This is a genomic window from Bacteroides sp. PHL 2737 (assembly GCF_004115325.2).
Lineage (GTDB): Bacteria > Bacteroidota > Bacteroidia > Bacteroidales > Bacteroidaceae > Bacteroides > Bacteroides hominis.
The window spans coordinates 2,843,352-2,866,785 of the sequence record NZ_CP040630.1 but is presented as its reverse complement, the minus strand read 5'-3'; the positions used below and the strand labels follow the sequence as shown (position 1 = coordinate 2,866,785).

The window sequence follows — 23,434 nt, the reverse complement described above, 5'->3', positions numbered from 1 at the left end:
GTTATTTACCGCTATACAGCAAAAAAATAATTATTTCATCCGTCAAAACAGGTTCCGGTTTTGTTATATCAATATCTTAACTTAAACATCAACTATTAAAAACAGACAATTATGACACTGATCCTTGCTATCGTTCCGGTATTGCTCTTGATTGTATTAATGGCATTTTTTAAAATGCCGGGTGACAAAAGTAGCGTCATCTCCCTCATAGTAACTATGCTGATAGCTCTTTTCGGATTCCATTATGCGGTAGACAACTTGGTATTTTCATTCGTATACGGTGCACTGAAAGCGGTTTCTCCCATCCTGATTATCATCCTGATGGCTATCTTCAGCTACAATGTATTGCTGAAAACAGAGAAGATGGAGATTATCAAACAACAATTCTCTTCCATCTCTACCGATAAAAGTATCCAGGTACTGCTCCTTACCTGGGGGTTCGGAGGGTTGCTTGAAGCTATGGCAGGTTTTGGTACAGCTGTTGCCATCCCCGCCGCTATCCTGATCAGTCTGGGATTCAAACCCATTTTTTCAGCTACTGTCAGCCTGATTGCCAATAGTGTGGCTACGGCTTTCGGCGCCATAGGTACACCGGTGCTGGTACTCGCCAAAGAAACCAATCTGGATGTACAGGTGCTGAGTACGAACGTCGTACTGCAACTTTCCGTACTAATGTTCCTGATACCGTTGGTACTGCTCTTCCTGACCGACCCGAAAATAAAATCATTACCCAAAAACCTATTTCTGGCACTGCTGGTAGGCGCTGTATCTTTAGGCAGCCAGTACGTTGCGGCCCGATATATGGGGGCCGAATCACCGGCTATCATCGGCAGCATCTTGTCTATCGTCGTTATCATTATTTATGGCAAACTGACCTCTCCGAAAAAAGAGAAAGAACAGAAAAGCATGTTGAAGGGTAAAGATATCCTAAACGCTTGGAGCATTTATCTGCTGATTTTGTTACTGATCATACTGACCAGTCCGCTTTTCCCGGGACTCCGAAGTACGCTTGAAAATAACTGGGTGACACGCATCAGCCTCCCCATCAATGACTCCAGCGTGAACTATACCATCGCCTGGCTGACACATGCCGGAGTTCTGCTTTTCGTAGGCACGTTTGTAGGCGGTCTGATACAGGGAGCTAAAGTGAAAGAACTGTTTGTCGTTTTATGGAACACGGTAAAACAATTAAAGAAAACGTTCGTCACCGTTATCTGCCTGGTGGGGTTATCTACCATTATGGATACGGCAGGCATGATTTCCGTGATTGCCACTGCACTCGCCACAGCCACCGGAAGCCTCTACCCTCTCTTTGCTCCGGTTATCGGCTGTCTGGGTACCTTCATCACCGGAAGTGATACATCCTCGAACATCCTTTTCGGAAAGCTGCAAGCCAGCGTAGCAGGACATATCAATGTCAGTCCGGACTGGTTATCAGCCGCCAATACGGTAGGTGCGACAGGAGGCAAGATCATCTCTCCTCAAAGTATCGCCATCGCTACATCGGCAGGAAACCAACAAGGGAAAGAAGGAGAAATCCTGAAAGCAGCCATTCCATATGCACTGGCTTATGTAGTCATTACGGGAATCATTGTGTATATATTCAGTTAACCATTAACGGTATTGATAAAAAAGGTGTGTCGCAACTCTTATTCACCGCAGAGTTATGACACACCTTTTATCTATTGTATTAATCTATCTGATTTTTCAGAAACAGGTCATATAAAATCAGTTGACTATGGTTTCTTATTTCAGATTCGTATTTGCATTCGTCTCTTTTTCAGGAATAGAATACAAATAATACTTACTATTGGGCACAAACTTCGTTCCATCGGGGAAGCTGGTGAACCAATGTCCTTCCGGATGATACTTCTTGAAAGTGCCGTTCTGCTGCCAACAATCGTACTCCTTAGCAGCTTCCACATCAGTCAGTGCGACACGTACCACAGGACGTTGCGTACGTAGAACATCAGTAATGCCAAATCCTTCACCCCAAAGTTCACGGCGACGTTCCATCAGAATTTCGTCAATCACCTGTTCCTGTGTTTTTCCGGTAAGATCATAGTCAGTCAGTCCGCGGGCATTCCTTAAAGTGTTAAGCGGTTTTACCGCTTCGCCCAATTGACCTTTACGTGCCAAAGCTTCGGCAGCTATCAAATACATTTCGGCAGAACGCATGATGACAATATCTCCCGTCTGGTCAGAACGGATACGGAACTTGCGGTATCCCAGATAACCTTCACGCATCCACTGGAACAATTCCAGACGGATATCACCTTCGGTAAAAGTATCCTTGAAATGCGGATCGGCCATAAAACTATTATATGAATCGGGTTCCACCACATCCAGATAATAGAAGTTATAGCTGGCATCGGACTGGCTGACAGATTGCGGATGTCCCCAGATCCACTCGGTATTCGATATATCGTTGAAACCCATATAGTTTTTGGCGTCCGTCATCAAAGTATAGCCTTTGGCTGCTTCAAGCGCGGCTTTAGCAGCTTCGTCCCACTGTCCGGTGAGCAGATAAGTACGGGCCAGGAGTCCGTTTACCACATCAGTGTTAGGTTTATATTTCGACTTGTCGTTCGGACGTACATAGCCGTCAAGAAGCCCTTTGGCACGGTTAAGGTCATTAATGATCTGTGTATAAATCTCTTCAAGAGTCGCCTTCCCCTTAGGTTTGGTATTCGGATTGGTGGGTTCGGTATACAACGGCACACAAAGAGCATTCTTATCTTTCAGATAGGTGAACTGATAATGCTGTGCCAAATGAAGATAACAGAAAGCACGTACGGCGAGTGCCTGTCCCTGGGCATGCCGGAATTCCGGTGTATCATCATCCCCGGTAGCTTGGATAGAAATGGCCGTATTACAGTTATCAATGGTCTTATACATCAGATACCAGGCAAAAGTGGTACGCCCGTCGGAAGGCATCACCACGTCGTTGAACTGATAAGAAGAATTAAACCCATACATGGGACGTGAAACTACGTCATCAGCCATCATGTCGTCCTGACACATCAAAGCACGATAGCCGATGTTGGCATAAGTGGTACCATATTCGAACAGATTGTACCACGCACCGTTAAAGATGCGTTCGGCATTCGAAGGCACGGGTACGAGACCGGAATCTACGGCATCTGTCGGCTTATTGTCTAAGAAGTCACTGCTGCAACTCCCCAGAAACAAAAGAAAGAAGAGAAGGAGAAAGGGAACCTTACCTTTAGGGATCTTATCTCCGGAGGCATTACTCACGGAAGTCTCTCTCCTACCCTCTTTCCGAAGAAAAAGAGAAGAGGAGATACGTCTGTTATTGTTAAATCGTATTGTTCTCATATCATCTATTATTTTATACTTTACTATATATGATTTATTCATGATTAAATCGAGCTGAAGCATACTATTGCAACAGCACCTTTTCTGAGGATTAAAACCTTAGAACGAAACATTGATTCCTCCTGAAATGGAACGCATAGCCGGATAACGGTAATATGTCAACCCACTGATATCCTGTTCGGGATCGAGTCCCTGATTCTTCGAAACGGTAAGCAGATTATCGGCCTGTACAAACAATTGTAGGCTGTTCAGGCTGATCTTCTTTATCATCGGTTGCGGGAAGTTATACGATAGTGTGATATTCTTCATCCGCAGGAACGAGTTATTAAACAGGTTACGTGTGGAATTTGCATTCCAACTGTTCGATACGGTTTTTAGTGCCGGTACATCAGTATATCGATTCTCCGGTGTCCAACGGTTCAGGATTTCTGTCGACCAGGCACGTCCGGTAGAACTTCCGTTATGCCATAGCATAGTTACGTCACGGTCCACGATATAATTTCCGATACTATAGGCAAAAATTGTCGATAGTTCAAAACCCTTATACGAGAAAGCGGTATTAAATCCCCCGTACACTTTGGGTAAGGATGATTTGCCGATATAGTAATAATCCGCCTGGGCATAGTCATTGGTAGTCGTACGCCCGGTGATCTTGTTATTGGCATCTTTCACATTTTTGTACCACAACGGATCCCCGTTTTCCGGATCAACTCCCGCCCATTTCTTCATGTAAAAATCATAAACAGAACGTCCCACTGCCAGTTTATGAACTCCGTTCACAGGCATATCTTTCAATGGAAGGTCAGTCACGACATTCTTATAATGTGTCAGGTTAAGCCCCAATCGCCACATAAAGTCCCGGGTATGGATTAAGGTACCTTTCAGATCGATTTCAACACCAGTATTCTTTAGTTCGCCTACATTCTCGTCTACTGAATTATAACCGAGCGAGGGAGCCAGCGGACGGGAATAGAGTAAATCTTTCGAACGCCGACGGAAGAAATCGAACGAACCGGAGAATCGGTTGTTGAACAACGAGAAGTCAATGCCGGCATTGAAATTCAAGTTGGTTTCCCACTTCAGTTTTGGTGTAGCCAGACGATCGGATACCAATGCATTCTCTCCGTTATTGCTCACCACCGAATAAAGTCCGCTGCTGGCATAATACGTTCCCAAATTATCGTTACCCTGCGCACCATAACTAACCTTCAATGTGAGAGCAGAAAGCCAGTCGCTCGTAGCCACCATGAAGTCTTCACGATCGATACGCCAGGAAGCACCGACGGACCAGAAATTACCCCAACGGGTCTCTGGAGCAAAACGGGAAGATCCGTCCCGCCGATAGGAACCTGAAAAGAAATATTTGCTTTGATAGTCATATTGGGCATTTAAAAAGTATCCTACCAACGAGTAATTAACGCGGTATCCTGTCCCTCCGGTTACCAGCGAACCGACAGCCAGTTCGGGAAAATCGGGCAATGCCATATTCGAACGGGATGCCCGCAACACATCGTAACGGTAAGAATAAGCCTCTTGTCCGGTCAACAGGTTGAAATGATGCTCTCCGAGGGTTTTGTCATAAGTCAGGATATTATTCCAGGTCCACGAAAAAGTACGGTCGTTTTCACGACTCGATGAACCTCCGGTATTAACAGCCGGACCTATTTTAGGGTTGGTATAGTCGAGTGAATTATAATTGATCAGGTCGAAGTTGAAACTGGTTTTAAACTTCAATCCTTCGATAAAGGTAACTTCAAGGAAAGTACGTCCCGAAAATTCATCTTTCATACGCTCCGACTTATCATTGGGTAATGTAGCCGGAAGGTTCCAGTTAGCCATCGAACCGGACGGACGGTAAGAACCGAAATCGTATATCCGCTGTCCCTCGGAATCCAGTTTATAGGTTCCGTCTTCGTTCATCTGATAGATGGGATAGAACCCGTTCATCAGACGGCCGGCATTGATGACGTTACTTGTTTTCGTATCCGATGATACAGGATAATTCTGCAAAGAGTGGGCAAAGCTCATGTTCACTCCTCCCCGAAGCCATTTGGTCATCTGGCTTGTCACGTTCGAACGGAGATTAAAGCGTTCATAGCCGGACTCCAAGGCAATACCTTTATCATTCAGATATCCGGCAGAGAAGTAATATTGATTGGTTTTGCCCCCTCCTGAGACATTCAATCCCAATTCCGTGCGAAGTGCCTGCTGCTCTATGGCATCCTGCCAGTCGAAGTTCCAGAGTGGAACGGCCCCGTCCACCAATTTTCCATCCGTGCCTACCGGCTGAGGGTATTTAGCCCCATAAGGATTGGGGCCACTCCCCATCAGTTTTCCTACCAAGTCTTTAGAAGCTTTGATAGCCGCCGTCTGAGGAGTATAATTCTTTGTATCCAGTGCATATTGGTTACGTAAAGCCTCCCAATAAAGTTCGAAGTACTGATCGGTGCCGATCCGGTCGTAATCGCGTACCGCACGATTGGAACCACCGAAGCTGGCTTTCACGTTCACCGTAGTCTTCGAATCGCTTTGTCCCTGCTTGGTGGTGATAATAATTACACCGTTGGCTCCACGCGAACCGTACAAAGCAGCCGAGGCCGCATCTTTCAGAACCGTCATCGATGCGATATCTTCGGGGTTGATAGAGTTCACACTGCCGTCATAGGGCACACCATCCACTACATAAAGAGGTGCGCTGGACGCATTGATGGATCCGATACCGCGGATACGTATGGTTGCATCGGTACCCGGCTGGCCGCTTGCAGCACTTGCCTGCAGACCGGCTACGGTTCCTTCAAGGGCACGTGATACACTCGAGGTTTGTAACTTTGCTATCTCGTCACCTTTAACGGTAGAGGCGGCACCGGTGAAACTATATTTTTTGGCAGTGGCATAGGCTACTACCATCACTTCTTCCAATTGTTTGCTGTCGGGCACCAGTTCGACATTGATCACTGAGCGTCCACCCACTTTATGTTCCACAGATTTCAGCCCGATAAAACTGAATACCAGCGTACCATCGGACGGTACATTAATGGAATACTTACCGTCGATACCCGTAATGGTGCCGACACTGGTTCCTTTCACTAATACCGATACACCGGGCAACGGGTCTCCTTCGGACACAACAGTGCCCGAAACACGTATGTCATTCATTGTCCCGGCATGTAATGCTGCAACCGAAACCACAAAGAGCAACGTAAATAATAGACGTAAATTGGTCTTCATACCTTAAGTTTAGTTATGTTTAAATTAGAATCTTTTGTTTAACACACAATCCGGCAGATTGTTGTTAAAAGCTTTAAAACTGTTGCTTTATTCTTGAAGGTGTGTCAAAAAGCCACCTACATTTTTTAATTAATTTTCACGGATCATTTCCTGCTGCAAAAGTAGAGTATAGTGGTTGTTCCCGAAATCCCTTTTATAGGGGATTCTTGTACCGCATTTATGGTAGGGAAGATATCCTTCATCTGTTCCTTGATTCCGGAGTCGGATAATAATAATCATTTACATTAAATATCATCTTCGATACCTGCCCGTACAATAGGCTTGTCCCTGCCCAACAGTCACCGTGTCTCCGCCCAACAGTCACCGTGTCTCTGCCCAACAGTGACCACGTCTCCGCCCAACAGTGCCCACGTTCGGGAATAATCTGCCCTACAAGTCTTCTGGGAGGTCATGACATCCGGGAAGCAACACGCACGGCAGTCCCGGAAAACATGCGAAGAATATCAACAAGCAGTAATCTTTCCAACAAATATCTACCCGCAAACCGATACGATCCCTTGGTCATTCCGCGGATTCTTTGTAGCTTTGCCCCGTCCGGTAACATGATATTCCCCATATAGCTTATGAAAAAAGAAAGGTATATATCGCATTCGTTCATCCGCTTCCGCCAGTGGAGCCGGAAAGCCTATGCCATATTCGCCACTTTGGGATTGTGTGTCACCATCGGACAATTGAGAAAGAATGTCACGGAATGTGCGTTGTGTAAGCAACAGACTCCACATGCGGAAGGAATTGACCCGCAACGTGAAACAGAAGATTCTGTCCCGGAAGAAGATTGGGAGAGTACCGTACTGTCTCCCACACCCTTACTCTTTCTTTTCATTCCATTTCAATCTTTGAAATATTCTTATTCAGGTGCCGCACAGCAGGCTGTTGCGACATCCGTTTTATACATTTTATATAAAGAGGTTGCCTCCCATCCAAATGGGACCGGCAACCTCTTTTTTAATTCCCCATCCTATGACCATTGAAGAAATCAAAAACCAAGTATTACAGGGAACGGCGATCAGCCGTGAGCAGGCCGAATGGCTGGCACAATTTCCCCGAAAAGAAGAGTTGTACGATGCAGCGCACGAAATCACCCGTTTCTGCGCTTCACAGGAGTTCGACATGTGTTCCATCATCAATGCCCGTTCGGGACGCTGCCCCGAAAACTGCAAATGGTGTGCACAGTCGTCCCACTACAAGACGAAGGCAGATGTATACGATCTGGTGAGTGCGGAAGAGTGTCTGCGTCAAGCCAAATACAACGAGGCGCAAGGAATCAATCGTTTTTCACTGGTGACCAGCGGCCGGAAACCTTCACCTAAAAACATGAAGGAACTTTGTGTAGCCGCACGACGGATGCGACGTCACTCGTCTATCCGGCTATGCGCCTCACTGGGACTATTGGACGAAGAAGAATTACAGGCACTGTACAATGCCGGAGTCACCCGGTATCACTGTAACCTTGAGACTGCTCCTTCACATTTCGACTCACTCTGCACCACACATACACAGGAGCAGAAACTGAAGACCCTGCATGCCGCACGACGGGTGGGAATGGACCTTTGTTGCGGAGGTATCATCGGTATGGGCGAAACCGTGGAACAACGAATAGAGTTTGCCTTCACGCTCCGCGAGCTCGACATCCAGTCCATCCCGATCAACTTGCTGCAACCCATACCGGGCACTCCGCTCGAACATCAGTCACCGCTCAGCGAAGAAGAGGTACTGACAACAGTCGCCCTTTTCCGTTTCATCAACCCTACAGCCTACCTGCGCTTTGCCGGGGGACGTTCGCAGCTCACGCCCGAAGCTGTCCGGAAATCGCTCTATATCGGCATTAACTCCGCCATTGTGGGAGATTTGCTGACTACCCTTGGCTCCAAAGTATCGGATGACAAGGAGATGATTCTCTCGGAAGGCTACCATTTTGCCGACTCACAGTTCGACCGCGAACACTTATGGCACCCGTATACTTCGACTTCCAATCCACTTCCGGTCTATAAAGTGAAACGGGCCGACGGCGTCACCATCACATTAGCAAGCGGACAGACACTGATCGAAGGTATGTCATCGTGGTGGTGTGCAGTCCACGGATACAATCATCCGGCATTGAACCGGGCAGTACAAGAGCAACTCAGCAAGATGTCTCACGTCATGTTCGGCGGCCTTACGCACGATCCGGCTATCGAACTGGGCAAACTGTTGCTGCCGCTGGTTCCGCCTTCCATGCAAAAGATATTCTATGCCGATTCAGGTTCGGTAGCAGTTGAAGTAGCTATGAAAATGGCCGTACAGTATTGGTATGCAGCCGGACAACCGGAAAAAAGTAATTTCGTCACCATCCGCAACGGTTACCACGGAGATACCTGGAATGCCATGTCGGTATGCGATCCGGTAACGGGAATGCACAGTATTTTCGGTTCGGCACTCCCCATCCGCCATTTCCTCCCCGCCCCTACTTCACGGTTCGGAGACGAATGGGATCCGGAAGACATCCGTCCGCTGGAGCAACTGCTGGAAAAGCAGTCCGGAAAACTGGCGGCTTTCATTCTCGAGCCAATTGTACAAGGTGCGGGAGGCATGCGGTTCTATCATCCGGAATACCTACGGCAAGCTGCACGCCTCTGCCGACAGCATGGGGTATTGTTGATCTTTGACGAAATAGCGACCGGATTCGGGCGTACCGGAAAATTCTTCGCCTGGGAACATGCCGGAGTAGAGCCGGACATCATGTGCATCGGAAAAGCCCTGACAGGAGGATACATGACCCTGTCGGCAGTACTGACCACCAACGAAGTAGCAGACTGCATCTCCAACCATTTCCCGGGTGCCTTCATGCACGGGCCTACGTTTATGGGAAATCCTCTGGCATGTGCCGTGGCGTGTGCATCGATACGGCTGCTTCTGGAATCCGGCTGGCAAGAAAATGTAAAACGGATCGAAGCACAACTAAACCGTGAACTGGCTCCGGCGCGTAAGCTTCCTCAAGTAGCGGACGTACGGGTATTGGGTGCCATCGGAGTGATCGAAATGAAAGAACCGGTGAACATGGCACATCTGCAACGCCGTTTTGTAGAAGAAGGGATCTGGCTGCGTCCGTTTGGTAAACTGGTATATGTAATGCCCCCGTTTATCATTACATCCGAACAGTTGACGAAACTGACGGAAGGAATGATAAAATGTATAACCGACGGCTCCACCTGTCTCTAAACTGATGATTCACCACAGAGGACACAGAGGACACAGAGAATATATTTCTCTTAAACATCCTAATAAACAAGAGATTAAAACTCTGTGTCCTCTGTGTCCTCTGTGGTGAAATAAACTCAAAAACATTACAATCATGAACTATAATCAAGAAACGGAAGGCTATGAATCCGTCCGTTTCTTTGAGGAGTTGAAACTTCTCAAAGAACAGAATAATTTCCGTATCCTCCCTACCCTGATTCATCAAGGCAAAGAGGTCATCATTAACGGGCAACGGATGCTAAACCTATCGTCCAACGATTACTTGGGACTGGCCAATGATACTGTCTTACTAAATGCTTTCTGGCAGACAGTAAAACCGGAAGAAGTCAAATTCTCTTCCTCTTCCTCCCGTCTGCTTACCGGTAATTTTGCCGCATACGGTGAACTGGAAGATCTCTTGTCTTCACTTTTCGGAACAGAAGCAGCATTGGTATTCAACTGCGGATATCATGCCAATACAGGTATTCTGCCAGCCATATGCAACACAAAGACACTGATTCTCGCGGACAAACTGGTACATGCCAGCCTGATAGACGGTATCCGATTATCGGAGGCCAAATATATCCGTTATCGGCACAATGAATACAGCCAGTTAGAAAAATTAGTTGAAACCCATCACAAACAATACGAACAGGTGATTATCGTTACCGAAAGCATCTTCAGTATGGATGGAGACGAAGCAGACCTGCCCCGGCTGATCAAGCTCAAACAAAAGTATCCGAACATACTGCTCTACGTGGACGAAGCCCATGCGGTAGGTATCCGGGGAGCAGGCGGACTGGGATGTGCCGAAGCTTACGGATGCATAGCGGATATCGACTTTCTGGTAGGTACTTTCGGAAAAGCGCTGGCTTCTGCCGGAGCCTACGTAGTATGCAGACAAGTAATACGGGATTATCTGATTAATAAGATGCGTCCTTTCATCTTCACCACCGGTCTTCCGCCCGTCACCCTGCAATGGACTTCATTCGTACTCCGCCATTTGGCGGAATATCAAGAAAAGAGAGAACATCTGGCAGCCATCAGTAAGTGTTTGCGAGTTGCGCTCCGGGAGAAAGGTTATTCTTCCACTTCAGTCAGTCAGATCGTGCCTATGGTAGCAGGTGAAAGTGTAACCGCCATACAAATAGCGAAAGAGTTACAACGCAAAGGATTCTACGCATTACCTGTCCGTCCGCCTACAGTACCGGAAGGTACTTCCCGCATCCGCTTTTCACTGACCGCAGACGTGACAGACGAGGAAGTGGAAAAACTCATATCAACAGTAAATGATAATCGATGAACTGTAAACGATGAATGATAAACTGTGAACGATAAACAATAAAGCTATGATACTTAAAAGACTATATCAAACAAAATATTCTCAGAACTCTCCTCTCCCCGGGAGAGAGACCGGGAGTGAAGTCATTCTCTTCTTTACCGGATGGGGAATGGACGAAACTCCCTTCATACATTATCTCCCACAACATAGAGACTTGATTATCTGCTATGATTACCGTTCCCTTGACTTTGACAAGACGTTGCTCTCCACATATACCCAAATACAGGTTGTAGCCTGGTCAATGGGAGTATGGGCTGCTTCACAAGTGCTGCAAGGCAGTAACCTTCCCATAACGCAAAGCATTGCCATCAACGGTACTCCTTTCCCCATCGATGACGCAAGAGGAATCCCTCCCGTCATTTTTGAGGGCACACTCAACAACCTCAGCGAAGCAACGCTACAGAAGTTTCGCAGACGGATGTGCGGTTCGGGAAGTGACTTTAAGGCTTTCTGCGAGATAGCTCCCCAAAGAACGGTTGAGGAACTGAAAGAGGAACTGGCCGCCATCCGCAAGCAATGCAACGAACTGCCCCCATCCGCCTTTGTCTGGAATAAAGCGATTATCGGAGAATCAGACCATATCTTTCCGTCCCGGAATCAGGAACAGGCGTGGGAAGGGCATTGCACTGAAATACAACGATATGAAGGAGCACATTATGACGATAAGATATTGAAAGAGAACCTCTCTCCCATTATTCCCTTTTCCAAACAGCTGATCGCCCAACGCTTCTCAAAAGCAATCGATACCTATCCTCACGAAGCCCGCGTGCAACAGCAGATTGCCCGGAAAATGTGTACCCTGTTACAGCAGCACCTCCCCCGGCAATCTTTCCGCCGCATCGTAGAGTTCGGTTGTGGCACGGGTACTTACTCGCGTCTGTTGCTCCGTTCGTTTCGTCCGGAACGCTTACTGCTGAATGATCTCTGTGAAGAGATGCGCCACAGTTGCGAAGATATCCTGAACGAACAGGTTTCTTTCCTGCCCGGAGATGCCGAAGCACTTGCCTTTCCCCACGGAACGGAACTGATCACCTCGTGTTCCGTCCTGCAATGGTTTGAGCATCCCGACGCTTTTTTCCGCAAATGCGAAAACATCCTGAATGCACAGGGATACATCGCCTTCAGTACATTCGGGAAAGAAAACATGAAGGAGATCCGTCAACTGACCGGACAGGGACTCACCTACCGTTCAAGAGAAGAACTGACTGCTTCGCTCTCGGCACTATACGACATCGTGCATACGGAAGAAGAAGTCATCTCACTGAATTTCAGCAATCCGATGGAAGTACTTTATCACCTGAAACAAACCGGAGTGACGGGTACCTGTAACAGAGCCTGGACCCGGAGCAAACTGAGCCTCTTCTGTCAGGAATATGAGCGTCTGTTCAGCCCTGGTAAAGGCTCTGTTTCACTGACCTATCATCCCATTTATATCATTGCAAAGAAAAGATAATAACGACCTGCGGGTCTCAAACATAAGAAGTATGAAAAAGAATGTGTATTTTATCAGCGGCATCGATACAGATGCAGGAAAGAGTTATGCCACAGGTTATCTGGCACGGGAATTGAACCGGAAAGGCCAACGTACCATTACCCAAAAGTTTATCCAGACCGGAAATACGGGTCATTCGGAAGATATCGACCTGCACCGCCGCATCATGGACATCGCCCTTACCGATGACGACCGGGAAGGATTGACCATGCCTGAAATCTTTTCTTATCCCTGTTCTCCACATCTCGCCTCACACATCGACGGACGGCCTATCGATTTCGACAAGATAGAACGTGCCACAGAAGAGTTGAGCCACCGTTATGACATCGTCCTGCTCGAAGGTGCCGGCGGACTGATGGTTCCACTCTCCGAAGAGTTCCTGACCATCGACTATGTAGCGCAAAAGGGTTATCCGTTACTTTTTGTCACTTCGGGCAAGCTGGGCAGCATCAACCATACTCTACTCAGCCTGGAAGCTATCAAAAGCCGGGGCATCGAACTGGATACGGTGTTATACAACCTCTATCCCACAGTCGAAGACCGAACCATACAAGAGGATACACAGCAATTTATCCAACGGTATCTGCAGAAGCATTTCCCGGAAACTAAATTCAGGACAGTACCGGAATTATAAACGCCACGATACACTATTGCAAAATCTCTTTCACCACAGATTAACGGATTACACAAACAGGCAATTCACGGATAAGCAACTCCGGCTGTTATATCTTTGTGTAATCTCTTAACCTGTGATGATAACAAGTATTTTAATTGCTGTTTACGGAAACTTTATACCGATGATAAATGTTTATTTCATGACATTAGTTTTTAGACACATCAGGTTAAATAGAAGTTTTCAGTATGAGTTTCAACATTGTAAAAAACGACAAGAAGCGTGTCATCATCGTAGGTGGTGGCTTCGGTGGTCTCAAGTTGGCCAACAAGCTAAAGAAATCTGGCTTTCAGGTTGTTTTAGTAGACAAGAACAATTATCATCAGTTTCCTCCCCTGATTTATCAGGTCGCATCCGCCGGACTTGAACCCAGCTCTATCTCCTTCCCTTTCCGGAAGATTTTTCAGAAGCGAAAAGACTTTTACTTCCGCATGGCAGAGGTACGGGCCATTTTCCCCGAGAAAAAGATGATCCAGACTTCCATCGGTAAAGCAGAATATGATTACCTGGTATTGGCAGCCGGCACTACTTCGAACTTCTTCGGCAACGAACACATCGAAGAAGAAGCCATGCCTATGAAAACCGTTTCGGAAGCCATGGGATTGAGAAATGCTCTACTGGCAAACTTTGAACGGTCAATCACCTGCGCCACAGAACGTGAGCGACAGGAGTTGCTTAATGTTGTCGTAGTGGGCGGGGGAGCCACCGGAGTGGAGATAGCCGGAGTACTTTCGGAAATGAAAAAGTTCGTACTCCCCAATGATTATCCGGATATGCCCAGCAGCCTGATGCACGTCTATCTGATTGAAGCAGGAGACAGACTGTTGGCCGGAATGTCCGAAGATTCATCGCGTCATGCCGAACAGTTCCTACGCGAAATGGGAGTCAACATCCTGCTGAACAAGCGGGTGACGGACTACAAAGATCATAAAGTGGTGTTGGAAGACGGGACAGAGATAGCCACACGCACCTTCATCTGGGTGAGTGGTGTGGCAGCCATCACCTTTGGCAATATCAGCGGAGAGTTACTGGGACGGGGAAGAAGAATCAAGGTAGACGAATTTAACCGTGTACAGGGAACTGAGCATATTTTCGCAATCGGCGACCAGTGTATCCAGACCACGGACAAGAACTATCCCAACGGACACCCGCAACTGGCACAAGTAGCCATCCAACAAGGAGAGCTGCTTGCCAAAAACCTGCAAAGACTGGAAAAGGGAAAACCGATGCAACCGTTCCATTACCGCAACCTGGGATCGATGGCAACCGTAGGACGCAACCGTGCCGTAGCAGAGTTCAGCAGTTTCAAAACCGCCGGATGGCTGGCCTGGGTGATGTGGTTGGTTGTTCACTTACGTTCCATCCTGGGAGTGCGAAACAAAGCAAACGTATTGCTCAACTGGATATGGAATTACTTCACTTACGACCAGTCTCTGCGAATGATTGTTTATGCAAAGAAAGCAAAAGAGGTGCGTGACCGTGAAGAACTGGAAGCAAAAACGCATTGGGGTGAAGAGAACCATACACAGCCATAAAGGAATTATCGCTCCGCTCAGGAATCGGAGAAATTAAACCAACTGATTTTGCAATGACTTTTAATCCACTACAGAGTACACAGAGTTTTTAATCTCTGTGTACTCCGTGTACTCTGCGGTGAATTGTATTCGTATCTATTCCGTCAGGTTACTCATATCGTAATGACCGTGCCGGTTTTCCCACTATGATCTTCACTGTCTGGCAGGCTACTGTCACAAACGAAATCAGCAGCATCAACACTACCGGAATTATAAAGAACCATGCTTTCAGGTCCGTGCGGAAAGCATAATGACTCAACCAGGCATTCATGCTGAACCAGGCGACGGGCAGCGCAATGACTACTGCTACCAGGATCAATTGGAAGAAGCCTTTACCCAGTTGATAGAACAGATTCCAACGGGTAGCCCCCAATACTTTCCGGATCCCCATCTCCTTGGTACGCGTCGAGCACGAAAACATTACCAGTACCCACAATCCCAGACAAGAGATGAAAATAGCCAGACCTGTAAAACAGCCGATCATGACACCGAACACCTCGTCCTGCCGATACTGATGATCGAAGAACTGGTCGAGGAAGAAGAAGTCGTAACTGGAATCTTCGAAATAACGATGCCAGATCTCCTCAACCTGTGACACCAGCTCTTTCGGATCGCCGGACTTCATCACAACAGAGATATACCGCTGCGGCAACCAGTCGATTTTATCTTTATGAATCAACATAATCGGCGTATAGTTTTTATTGAGTGCCTGCTGGTGATAATCCTTCACCACGCCGATGATCTGCATCGGAGCATCGGTACACTCCACCTCTATCTCTTCGCCGAGAGCCTCTTCGTTAGAAGCAAGTCCTAAGTTACGGACAGCAGACTCGTTGACCACCAACTTATTCACGTCGTCTCCATAATCCTCGGAGAACCCGCGTCCAGCCACAAGCTGAAGTCCGTAAGCATCGATGTAGTCCGGGTCACACACCAGCATTTCATAGAGCCGGTTTTGCTTCAAAGCGTCGCTTTTCCGGCGATTGGATAAGAAGGTAGCCACCTCTTCACCCGGAACCGCACCGGAAAAAGTGACTTTATCCACCAAAGGCAGACGGGCAATAGCTTTCTTCATGGCTTCGAGTTTGGTATTCATCCCTTCGGTCCGTCCGGGGAATTTCACCACCAGGGTCTGGTCCGTCTTCACTCCCAACGACTGACTGCGCATGAAGTTCAACTGCGCAAACACAATCAATGTACCGCACAACAGAATCATGGAAGCTGTATACTGAACAACCACGAGCACTTTGCGAGTGCCTTCTCCCGACTTACTGTTGAGGAACTTTCCCTTCAGCAACGTAATCGGTTTACGATTCAGCAGTGCCAGCGCAGGATAGTAACCGGAAAGGAAAATACCGCCAACTAACACGAACAACAGTAACAGCCACCAATATCCGGTCAACCAGACAGAGAAGGTAACCGTACGGCTTACCAACTGATTGAAATACGGGAGAACCAGTTCAATCAGCCCCACAGCCAGCACAAAAGCAACCAAGTTCATCACCAAAGCCTCAAATAAGAACTGTGAAATAAGCTGTTTGCGGAAAGCTCCTATCACCCGGCGTACCCCTACTTCCTTGGCACGTTCCATCGAACGGGCTACGGTCAGGTTGATATAATTGATCCAGGCAATTGCCAGAATGGCTATGGCAGCAAAGATCAGGGCAATCATCGCCGTGCGGTTTCCTTTGATCTCGGCCTCGTATCCCACTTGGGGTTTGAGATGGATATCGGCCAATGGAGTCAGTGAAACGCCCCAGATTTTGTTCTTCAAAGCCTCGTCCGTCTTATATTTCTCCGCCATTGCCGGAAACGCTTCTTCTATTTCTGCCTTCCTTTCGGGAGAATCGAGTAATACGTAAGTATAAACCTCGTGCTTATACCAATAATCATGCAAATACTGTCCGAGCGATTTATAGGAAATCAGGAAATTGTAATGGGCATGTGAATTGGAAGGCATCTCTTTCATAACACCGGTCACTTCGCAAACCACCTTGTCATAAGGTCCAGTAAAGATAAGTATCTTACCGATGGGATCTTCATCCTGAAAATATTTACGGGCAATCCGTTCGGTGATGACCACCTGCCGGGGCATGGAGAGGCAAGTGGCCTTATCTCCCTTCACCAACTCAAAGTCGAACAAACGGAAGAAGCCGGGATCGGCATAAGCAATCTGGTTTTCACGTAAAGTAAGTTCACCATACTTCACAATCTGTTCCGGCTGATACAAGGAGACCACCCGCGTATAGTCTTCAATTCCGGCCAGATTCTCTTTCATGGCCGAACCATAACCAAACGAACTGCTGGCCCAATAGTCGGTCTGTACTTCGCCTTCATAGAAAGTGCTTTCCACACGGAAAATGCGTTCGTACTTCTCGTGCATCTTGTCGAAACTGAACTCAAAAGTGACATAAGTCAATATCAGCAAGGCAGATGCCATGCCGACTGCCAATCCGAAAACATTGATGAAACTGAATCCCTTCCGTTTCATCAGGTTACGATAGGCACTATTCCAATAATTCCCTATCATACGCTCTCTGTATTAGTCCCGGAAGTTTCGGCCAGCGGACGGTTGATATTCTCGGCTACGATCTTCCCATCGAGCAGGCGGATAATCCGGTGGGCATAAGTCGCATCACGCTGCGAGTGAGTAACGATGATGATGGTAGTCCCCTGACGGTTCAGTTCCCGTAGTAGCTCCATCACTTCCACACCGTTTACCGAGTCGAGGTTTCCGGTCGGTTCATCGGCAAGCAACAATTTACAGTCCGTCACCACGGCACGGGCTATGGCGACGCGCTGTTGTTGTCCACCGGAAAGCTGTTGTGGAAAATGATTGGCACGGTGCAACAAATTTACTTTCTCAAGTACCTGTTTCACCTTTTCTTTCCGTACGGCAGGTTTCATGCCCAGATATACCAGAGGAAGCTCCACATTCTCGTATACGGTCAGTTCGTCAATCAGGTTGAAACTCTGGAAAATAAATCCCAGATTTCCCTTACGCAGGGCCGTCAGTTGGTTCTCGTTCATCTTGTCCACCTGTTTGCCTTCGAAGAAGTAAGAACCGGAAGTGGGTGAATCGAGTGTACCCAGGATATTCAGCAGAGTAGACTTGCCACACCCGGAAGGACCCATGATAGCTACAAATTCTCCCCGCTCCACTTGCATGGTCACTTCATTCAACGCTTTGGTCTGCACCTCCTCGGTGGTGAAGAGCATAGACAGTTTTTCTGTTTTAATCATAATCGTTATATATTATATTAGTTATTCATATTTTAAAATGCGCATAGGTTTCTGGCGGATGGTACGCCATACCTGTTGGAACACAGTGAGAAAGGCTATCAGTATCAGCAGTACAAAAGTGGCTGCATATATCCACCAGGACAGCGAAATGTGGAAAGCGTACGTTTCCAGCCAAGCATTCATCAGCACTGCCGATACAGGAATACCGATTGCAGATGCCCATACGGTAAGCAACAACAGTTCTTTGGTCAGGACAAAGAACAGGCTGGTTTTATTTGCGCCGAGCACTTTGCGGATACCCACCTCCTTCAAACGTGACAAGGTGGAAAACAGTGTTACAATCCACAATCCAAGGCAAGCAACAAATACAGCAAGCAATGAGGCACTGGCAAATATCCAGCCAAAATTACGATCGGATTTGTATAGGAATTCATTAAAATCATTCAAAAAGAAATAAGAAAATAAAGAAGTCGGGAAGTATTCACGATACATCTGTTCAATTTCCGTCAAGACACCGGCATCCCCCTTTCCTTTCAAACAGACAGAAATATAAGGCGTTGCAATAAAAGGAACACGCTCTTTCAAAAAGAAAATGATAGGCTTGTAAGCCACGGCAAGCGATTGCTGGTGGTAGTTCTCCACCACTCCTATTATCTCAAGCGGGTCACTAACCACTTCCATTTTAAGTTGTTGCCCCAACGCCGCTTCTGCCGATTCGTAGCCCAACAGCCTGACAGCTTCTTCGTTAAGCACCACCCGGTTAAGATCGCCACCATAATCTTCGGAAAAACTTCGTCCGCAAACCATACGGGGCATATAAGCAGACAAATAGTCGTAATCGACAGAAAACATCTGTATCAATTTTACTTGTGAGGGATCGCTTCCATACGGCCGATTGGTAAAATAGTTGGCAACTTCCACACCGGGAACAGCTCCCGAAACTGTCACGTGACTTACATCCGCCCGTTGCTTCAAACGTTTGGTGAAGCTCTCCATGCGCAGCGACAGTCCCTCAGTGAACGAAGGATATTTAATGACCAGAATGCGGGTATTCAGATCCGATTCGGCCTCACGCTGCATGTAACGGACCTGTTGAAACACAGTAAACGTGCCTGCAATCAGAACAAAAGAAGCCAGGAACTGAACAACAATCAACGCCTTTCTGATCCGGTTGCCTCTCTTTCCGTGCAACAGTTTACCGCGCATAATCTCCGACGGACGGATAGTGACCATCAGCCAGGAAGGATAAAGCCCTACAACCAACGTACCGATGATAACCACTCCGGCTACAATCCCCCAAAAAGCGGGTTGCATAAGTATGTCTGTCCCGAAGTTTTGCCCTGCCCAGCGATAGACAAGGGGTAAGAGGAGTTCCAGCCAGCCGAAAGCTATCAACGTAGCCAGCAAGTTCATGAAACCGGACTCAAGAAGTCCCTGGATAATAATCTGACGGCGCGAAGCACCAAAAGCTTTACGGAGCCCGAACTCCCGTCCACGCTCCAAAAAGCGGGCTACGGTCAGGTTCAAGGCATTTGCCCAACCTATCAGCAGCAGAATGGCGGACATTACGAACAAAATAAGAACCGCCGTCCGGCTTCCTTTCACCTCTTTCTCGTATGCTTTTTGAGGAGTAAGGTGAATGTCTTTCAACGGGATCAGTTCTACAGCCCAGGTTTTATGTTTCAGTGCATCAGTCTTGTACTTGTCGGATATGTCACGGAAAGCCTGTTCAATTTCTCCCGGAGTCTTTCCGGGCATCAAGCGGACGTAAGTATATACACCGTGAATGTACCAGATGTCCTGCCGTTCCTTGGGAATCGTATTGTAGGAAAGCAGGAAATCGTAGCGCAGGTGCGAACGGACAGGCATATCGGCAATAATGCCCGTTACTTCAAAGTTTTGCTGTGATGAAGAGGTACTGAAGGTCAGTATCTTGCCTATCGGGTCTTCTTCACCAAAATAGCGGCTTGCAGCGCTTTCAGTCAGTACCACCGTATTAGGGCGTACCAGTTGCCCGGTCTTTTCTCCTTTAACTATGGGGAAGTTGAATATTTCGAAAAAGGCAGGCTCGGTATAGCAGTAATGTTCCTCGGCAAATCTCCTGTCGAAGTAATTCACCACCTGCTCGCGATCCTGAGCCGTAACACGGACGTACTTCTCAATTCCCGCTATTTCCCTGTTCATGGCAGGAGCATGCCCATAAGCCGTAGTAGCCCAATTATCCGTCAGCATCTCGCCCTCATACAGTCTGCTTTCAACACGATACACACGGTCGGTATCATGAAATGAATCATAACTTAACTCCGACCAGACATAAAGCATAATAAGAAGTGCCGCCGCAATGCAGACCGACAACCCTGTTATGTTTATCAGCGTCAGAGACTTTTTAACCCGCTGGCTTCGTATCACTTGCGAAATGTAGTTCATAGTATTCGGTTCTTATTTCAATATAAGTTTCTCGTTATCCCCAAACAATTCATATCCGGATACAATCACCCGGTCACCCGGTTTCAATCCCTCGGTCACTTCATAATATTGCGGGTTCTGCCGTCCGATCCGGATGGGACGGCGCGTGGCAAATTTACCACTTTCGTCAACAACATACATCCAGCGGCCCCCGGTTATTTGAAAGAATCCGCCACGAGGAACAAGAATGGCCTGGGCAGGATCTCCCAACTGAAGATTGATGTGATAAGTCTGTCCGGCACGGATGTTCTCGGGACGTCCGGAAGTAAATTGAAGGTCGGTACGGAACTGGCCCTCCTTTACCTCGGGATAGGGTTTGGTCACCTCGAGTTTATAGTTTCCTCCGTCACGGGTAAAATCAGCCGGAAGTCCGGGAACCACCCGTTCCACATAATGCTCATCGATCTGTGCCTGCACTTTCAAATCGGGTGTAATGATCTGTCCGATATGCTCGCCGGCAGCAATGGACTGGCCGATCTGAGCATCGAGGTTCCCCACCTGTCCGTCTATGGGAGCTTTTACTTTCAGGTTTTCCACCCGTTCACGTACCAGGGCAAGACTGCGCTTCATATTACGGATGTTTTCATCGAGACTATGAACCTGACTCTCCCTGAAAATATTGTCCTGACGGATACGTTCGTCCACAACATCCAGTTGTGCCCGTGCCGCCTCATACTCTTCACGTGCCAGCCGGAAGTCTTCCTGTGCTATCAGTTGCTCTTTGATAAGACGGCTGTACTGGTCGTAACGACGCTTCTTCACAGCCAGTTCCTTACTCAGCCCGATGCGCTCCTGCTTCAGCCGCAAGCGCTCCTGTTCCATACTGATGCGGGTGTTGCGCAACTCGTTTTCCTGATAGGCGAGATCGGCTTCGCTCTGCATGATCCCGATGTTCAGGAGCGGATTGCTGAGACGTAGAATGACGTCGCCTGCTTTGACGATGGCCCCCTCTTCTTTCAGGCGCTCCTCGACACGGCCTCCCTCTACCGCATCCATATAGATGATGCGGTTGGGTATCACTTGTCCGATGACCCGGATGTAATCACTGAACTCTCCGCGGGTAACAGTAGCAATGGTCAGCCGGTCTTTTTCTACACTCATAGAAGAGGAAGTGTCCCTGAAAATAAAATAAAAGATAAGTCCCACCAGTGCCACGGCTCCGGCAATAGCATAATAATGTTTTCGCTTCATTCCGGGCTTCCGTTCGATCATTGTATCCATAGATAGTTATTGTTTTATGTATGATTCACGTTTGTTTATAAGGTTATGCCGTCAGGTCGTAAAGGAACGATGCACCGGTCACATACCCCGTATATCACTTCTCACCGGGCAACGTACAAAAGCTTCCCGTCCGATAATAAGTTTCCATCTTCCGGGTCATATCCACCTGTAAGCGCACCCGGGTCAACTCGGCCTTGGCAGAGATAAAGCGATTGCGGGCTTCCATCAGCTGGAATACGGAGATAAGCCCCTCTTCCCATTTCCGTTCGGATTCTTTCAGTACCAGTTCTTCGGCCCTGAACTGCTGCAATACCTGCCGGAATTCATCATATCCGGAACGAAGAGAAAGAACCGTTTGCTCCACCTCTGTATAGAGTTGTTGTTTTTGAAGTTCTTCCTCGTTCCGGAGACGGAATATATTCAACTTGTGTTTGCGCAGGGTGGTCAGTCGTTCCAACCCGCTCAATAAAGGGATGGAAATGCCGACACCGATATACTTTCCTAAATTGTCGTTCAGCTGTTTGGTAGAAAAACCGTCGAGATAACGGGAGGCCATTGAGAAACGGGCAAAAACCGTCGGCGAGAACTTACCGCCCGCCATGGCATACTCTTTACGGGCGGCCCGCTGCCTGAGTTCCATCATCCGCATCGAAGGCATTGCTACCAGAGATTGCATATAGAGCTCATCTGTCTGGGGCAGCGAACAAGGCGGAAGAGATTCGTAGTTGATTGTATCCTGAAGTACCAACGTATCCCCGGCATGCAGGTTCAACAATTGTTTCAGTTGGAGCAATGCCAGGCGGCAACCGTTCTCACGCACCTGGTAACGGTAAATATCACCCTCGCGACGGGCTTTGACTTCCTGTAAGTCGGAAACCGACTTCAAACCCAGTTCTACAAAAGCTTCGGTTTGTTTGAGATAACGTTCGCTTAGCCGGCTCTGCTCAAAAGCCAGATCGAGCATCCGCTCTTCAAGCAGGAGTTTATAATAGGCATCCGTCACCCGGCAGGCAAGTTCGTTGCGCCGTTCCTTCAAAGCCCATTCACTCCGGCTGCGGTTCATCTTCTCAAAACGTACCCGGTTGATGCGGGTGAAACCTTCGAAAAGGGAAAGCGTCATGTCCAACCCCACGGTTCCTTCATCGAACGTATTATTGGTGTATCCGTTGGTGCTCGGATCGATGGAATGTCCGAAGTTTCGTCCGGCTTCGGCCGATACACTGACGCGGGGAAGGAAACTCCCCACGGCAGAGATATAGTTCATCCGGTTTTCCTTGATATCTATCTCGCTATTCCGCAAAGACGGATTCTGTTTCCATGCGATACGAATACATTCGTCGAGCGATCTCTCTGTCTGTGCAGACAAAAGAGCGGAAAAAAGAAATAAAGTACAAAGTGATATAAGATGTTTCATATAAACCATCTGGGCAAAGAGTGTGCCAAAAAGAATAAACAACTAAAATTCAACCACATAGACTTATCAATAAAAAGATACCGTCCAATATTTGGACGCTACTGCGTACAGATATTGGACGGTTGACGTCAACATTCCCCGGATTTGTCCCCACATCCCCTTCCCA

Annotated in this window: 14 protein-coding genes; 7 read left to right on the top strand and 7 right to left on the bottom strand. The window is 47.6% G+C overall.

Annotated elements, in window-relative coordinates; translation table 11 throughout:
- The first annotated feature begins 111 nt into the window (after nt 1-111).
- A complete protein-coding gene (locus DBK98_RS11675; protein ID WP_032536321.1) occupies nt 112-1,611 on the top strand; it encodes an L-lactate permease in 1,500 nt (499 codons plus the stop codon).
- A 135-nt stretch (nt 1,612-1,746) separates the two neighbouring features.
- Here the strand turns inward: DBK98_RS11675 and DBK98_RS11670 are convergent, their stop codons facing one another.
- On the bottom strand, nt 1,747-3,339 hold the full coding sequence (locus DBK98_RS11670) for a RagB/SusD family nutrient uptake outer membrane protein (RefSeq protein ID WP_032536353.1): 1,593 nt from the start codon (nt 3,337-3,339) through the stop codon (nt 1,747-1,749).
- A 99-nt stretch (nt 3,340-3,438) separates the two neighbouring features.
- Nucleotides 3,439-6,567 (bottom strand): TonB-dependent receptor, encoded by a 3,129-nt coding sequence (locus DBK98_RS11665; RefSeq protein WP_032536322.1) that lies wholly within the window; start codon nt 6,565-6,567, stop codon nt 3,439-3,441.
- A gap of 623 nt (nt 6,568-7,190) precedes the next feature.
- Here DBK98_RS11665 and DBK98_RS11660 point away from each other — a divergent pair.
- The 6 genes from DBK98_RS11660 to DBK98_RS11635 all read left to right on the top strand — a co-directional run bounded on the left by DBK98_RS11660 (nt 7,191) and on the right by DBK98_RS11635 (nt 14,885).
- On the top strand, nt 7,191-7,598 hold the full coding sequence (locus tag DBK98_RS11660; RefSeq protein ID WP_005809130.1) for a hypothetical protein: 408 nt from the start codon (nt 7,191-7,193) through the stop codon (nt 7,596-7,598).
- Entirely contained in the window at nt 7,588-9,825 is a 2,238-nt protein-coding gene (bioA, locus tag DBK98_RS11655) for an adenosylmethionine--8-amino-7-oxononanoate transaminase (RefSeq protein WP_005809132.1), read from the top strand. Before DBK98_RS11660 ends, bioA begins: the two co-directional genes overlap by 11 nt.
- A gap of 133 nt (nt 9,826-9,958) precedes the next feature.
- Nucleotides 9,959-11,146: an 8-amino-7-oxononanoate synthase gene (locus DBK98_RS11650; RefSeq protein WP_005809134.1), complete on the top strand. Its 1,188-nt coding sequence runs from the start codon at nt 9,959-9,961 to the stop codon at nt 11,144-11,146.
- A 46-nt stretch (nt 11,147-11,192) separates the two neighbouring features.
- Nucleotides 11,193-12,638, top strand: coding sequence for a malonyl-ACP O-methyltransferase BioC (gene bioC / locus DBK98_RS11645; RefSeq protein ID WP_032536323.1), 1,446 nt, complete (start codon nt 11,193-11,195; stop codon nt 12,636-12,638).
- A 31-nt stretch (nt 12,639-12,669) separates the two neighbouring features.
- Nucleotides 12,670-13,311 carry a dethiobiotin synthase gene (gene bioD / locus DBK98_RS11640; RefSeq protein WP_032536324.1) on the top strand — a complete coding sequence of 214 codons (642 nt, stop codon included), beginning with the start codon at nt 12,670-12,672 and terminating at the stop codon, nt 13,309-13,311.
- Between the two features lie 227 nt (nt 13,312-13,538).
- Nucleotides 13,539-14,885, top strand: coding sequence for an NAD(P)/FAD-dependent oxidoreductase (locus DBK98_RS11635; protein WP_005776382.1), 1,347 nt, complete (start codon nt 13,539-13,541; stop codon nt 14,883-14,885).
- Between the two features lie 148 nt (nt 14,886-15,033).
- Here DBK98_RS11635 and DBK98_RS11630 read toward each other — a convergent pair whose 3' ends face one another.
- From DBK98_RS11630 to DBK98_RS11610, 5 genes are all read right to left on the bottom strand, one after another.
- The gene (locus tag DBK98_RS11630) at nt 15,034-17,454 is read right to left on the bottom strand and encodes an ABC transporter permease (protein WP_032536325.1); all 2,421 of its coding nucleotides are present in this window, start codon (nt 17,452-17,454) and stop codon (nt 15,034-15,036) included.
- The gene (locus DBK98_RS11625; RefSeq protein ID WP_032536326.1) at nt 17,451-18,167 is read right to left on the bottom strand and encodes an ABC transporter ATP-binding protein; all 717 of its coding nucleotides are present in this window, start codon (nt 18,165-18,167) and stop codon (nt 17,451-17,453) included. The genes DBK98_RS11630 and DBK98_RS11625 overlap by 4 nt, the downstream gene beginning before the upstream one ends.
- A 21-nt stretch (nt 18,168-18,188) precedes the next feature.
- Entirely contained in the window at nt 18,189-20,594 is a 2,406-nt protein-coding gene (locus DBK98_RS11620) for an ABC transporter permease (protein WP_032536327.1), read from the bottom strand.
- 12 nt (nt 20,595-20,606) lie between these two features.
- A complete protein-coding gene (locus tag DBK98_RS11615) occupies nt 20,607-21,854 on the bottom strand; it encodes an efflux RND transporter periplasmic adaptor subunit (protein ID WP_032536328.1) in 1,248 nt (415 codons plus the stop codon).
- 94 nt (nt 21,855-21,948) lie between these two features.
- Nucleotides 21,949-23,268 (bottom strand): TolC family protein, encoded by a 1,320-nt coding sequence (locus DBK98_RS11610; RefSeq protein WP_032536354.1) that lies wholly within the window; start codon nt 23,266-23,268, stop codon nt 21,949-21,951.
- Between the last annotated feature and the right edge of the window lie 166 nt (nt 23,269-23,434).

What these genes read in the sequence shown, in the direction of transcription:
- bioD (WP_032536324.1), top strand. Translation starts at nt 12,670, where the DNA reads ATGAAAAAGAATGTGTATTTTATCAGCGGCATCGATACAGATGCAGGA.
- DBK98_RS11660 (WP_005809130.1), top strand. Translation starts at nt 7,191, where the DNA reads ATGAAAAAAGAAAGGTATATATCGCATTCGTTCATCCGCTTCCGCCAG.
- bioC (WP_032536323.1), top strand. Translation starts at nt 11,193, where the DNA reads ATGATACTTAAAAGACTATATCAAACAAAATATTCTCAGAACTCTCCT.
- DBK98_RS11615 (WP_032536328.1), bottom strand. Translation starts at nt 21,854, where the DNA reads ATGGATACAATGATCGAACGGAAGCCCGGAATGAAGCGAAAACATTAT.
- DBK98_RS11625 (WP_032536326.1), bottom strand. Translation starts at nt 18,167, where the DNA reads ATGATTAAAACAGAAAAACTGTCTATGCTCTTCACCACCGAGGAGGTG.
- DBK98_RS11665 (WP_032536322.1), bottom strand. Translation starts at nt 6,567, where the DNA reads ATGAAGACCAATTTACGTCTATTATTTACGTTGCTCTTTGTGGTTTCG.
- DBK98_RS11670 (WP_032536353.1), bottom strand. Translation starts at nt 3,339, where the DNA reads ATGAGAACAATACGATTTAACAATAACAGACGTATCTCCTCTTCTCTT.
- DBK98_RS11675 (WP_032536321.1), top strand. Translation starts at nt 112, where the DNA reads ATGACACTGATCCTTGCTATCGTTCCGGTATTGCTCTTGATTGTATTA.
- DBK98_RS11610 (WP_032536354.1), bottom strand. Translation starts at nt 23,268, where the DNA reads ATGAAACATCTTATATCACTTTGTACTTTATTTCTTTTTTCCGCTCTT.
- DBK98_RS11620 (WP_032536327.1), bottom strand. Translation starts at nt 20,594, where the DNA reads ATGAACTACATTTCGCAAGTGATACGAAGCCAGCGGGTTAAAAAGTCT.
- DBK98_RS11630 (WP_032536325.1), bottom strand. Translation starts at nt 17,454, where the DNA reads ATGATAGGGAATTATTGGAATAGTGCCTATCGTAACCTGATGAAACGG.
- DBK98_RS11635 (WP_005776382.1), top strand. Translation starts at nt 13,539, where the DNA reads ATGAGTTTCAACATTGTAAAAAACGACAAGAAGCGTGTCATCATCGTA.
- DBK98_RS11650 (WP_005809134.1), top strand. Translation starts at nt 9,959, where the DNA reads ATGAACTATAATCAAGAAACGGAAGGCTATGAATCCGTCCGTTTCTTT.
- bioA (WP_005809132.1), top strand. Translation starts at nt 7,588, where the DNA reads ATGACCATTGAAGAAATCAAAAACCAAGTATTACAGGGAACGGCGATC.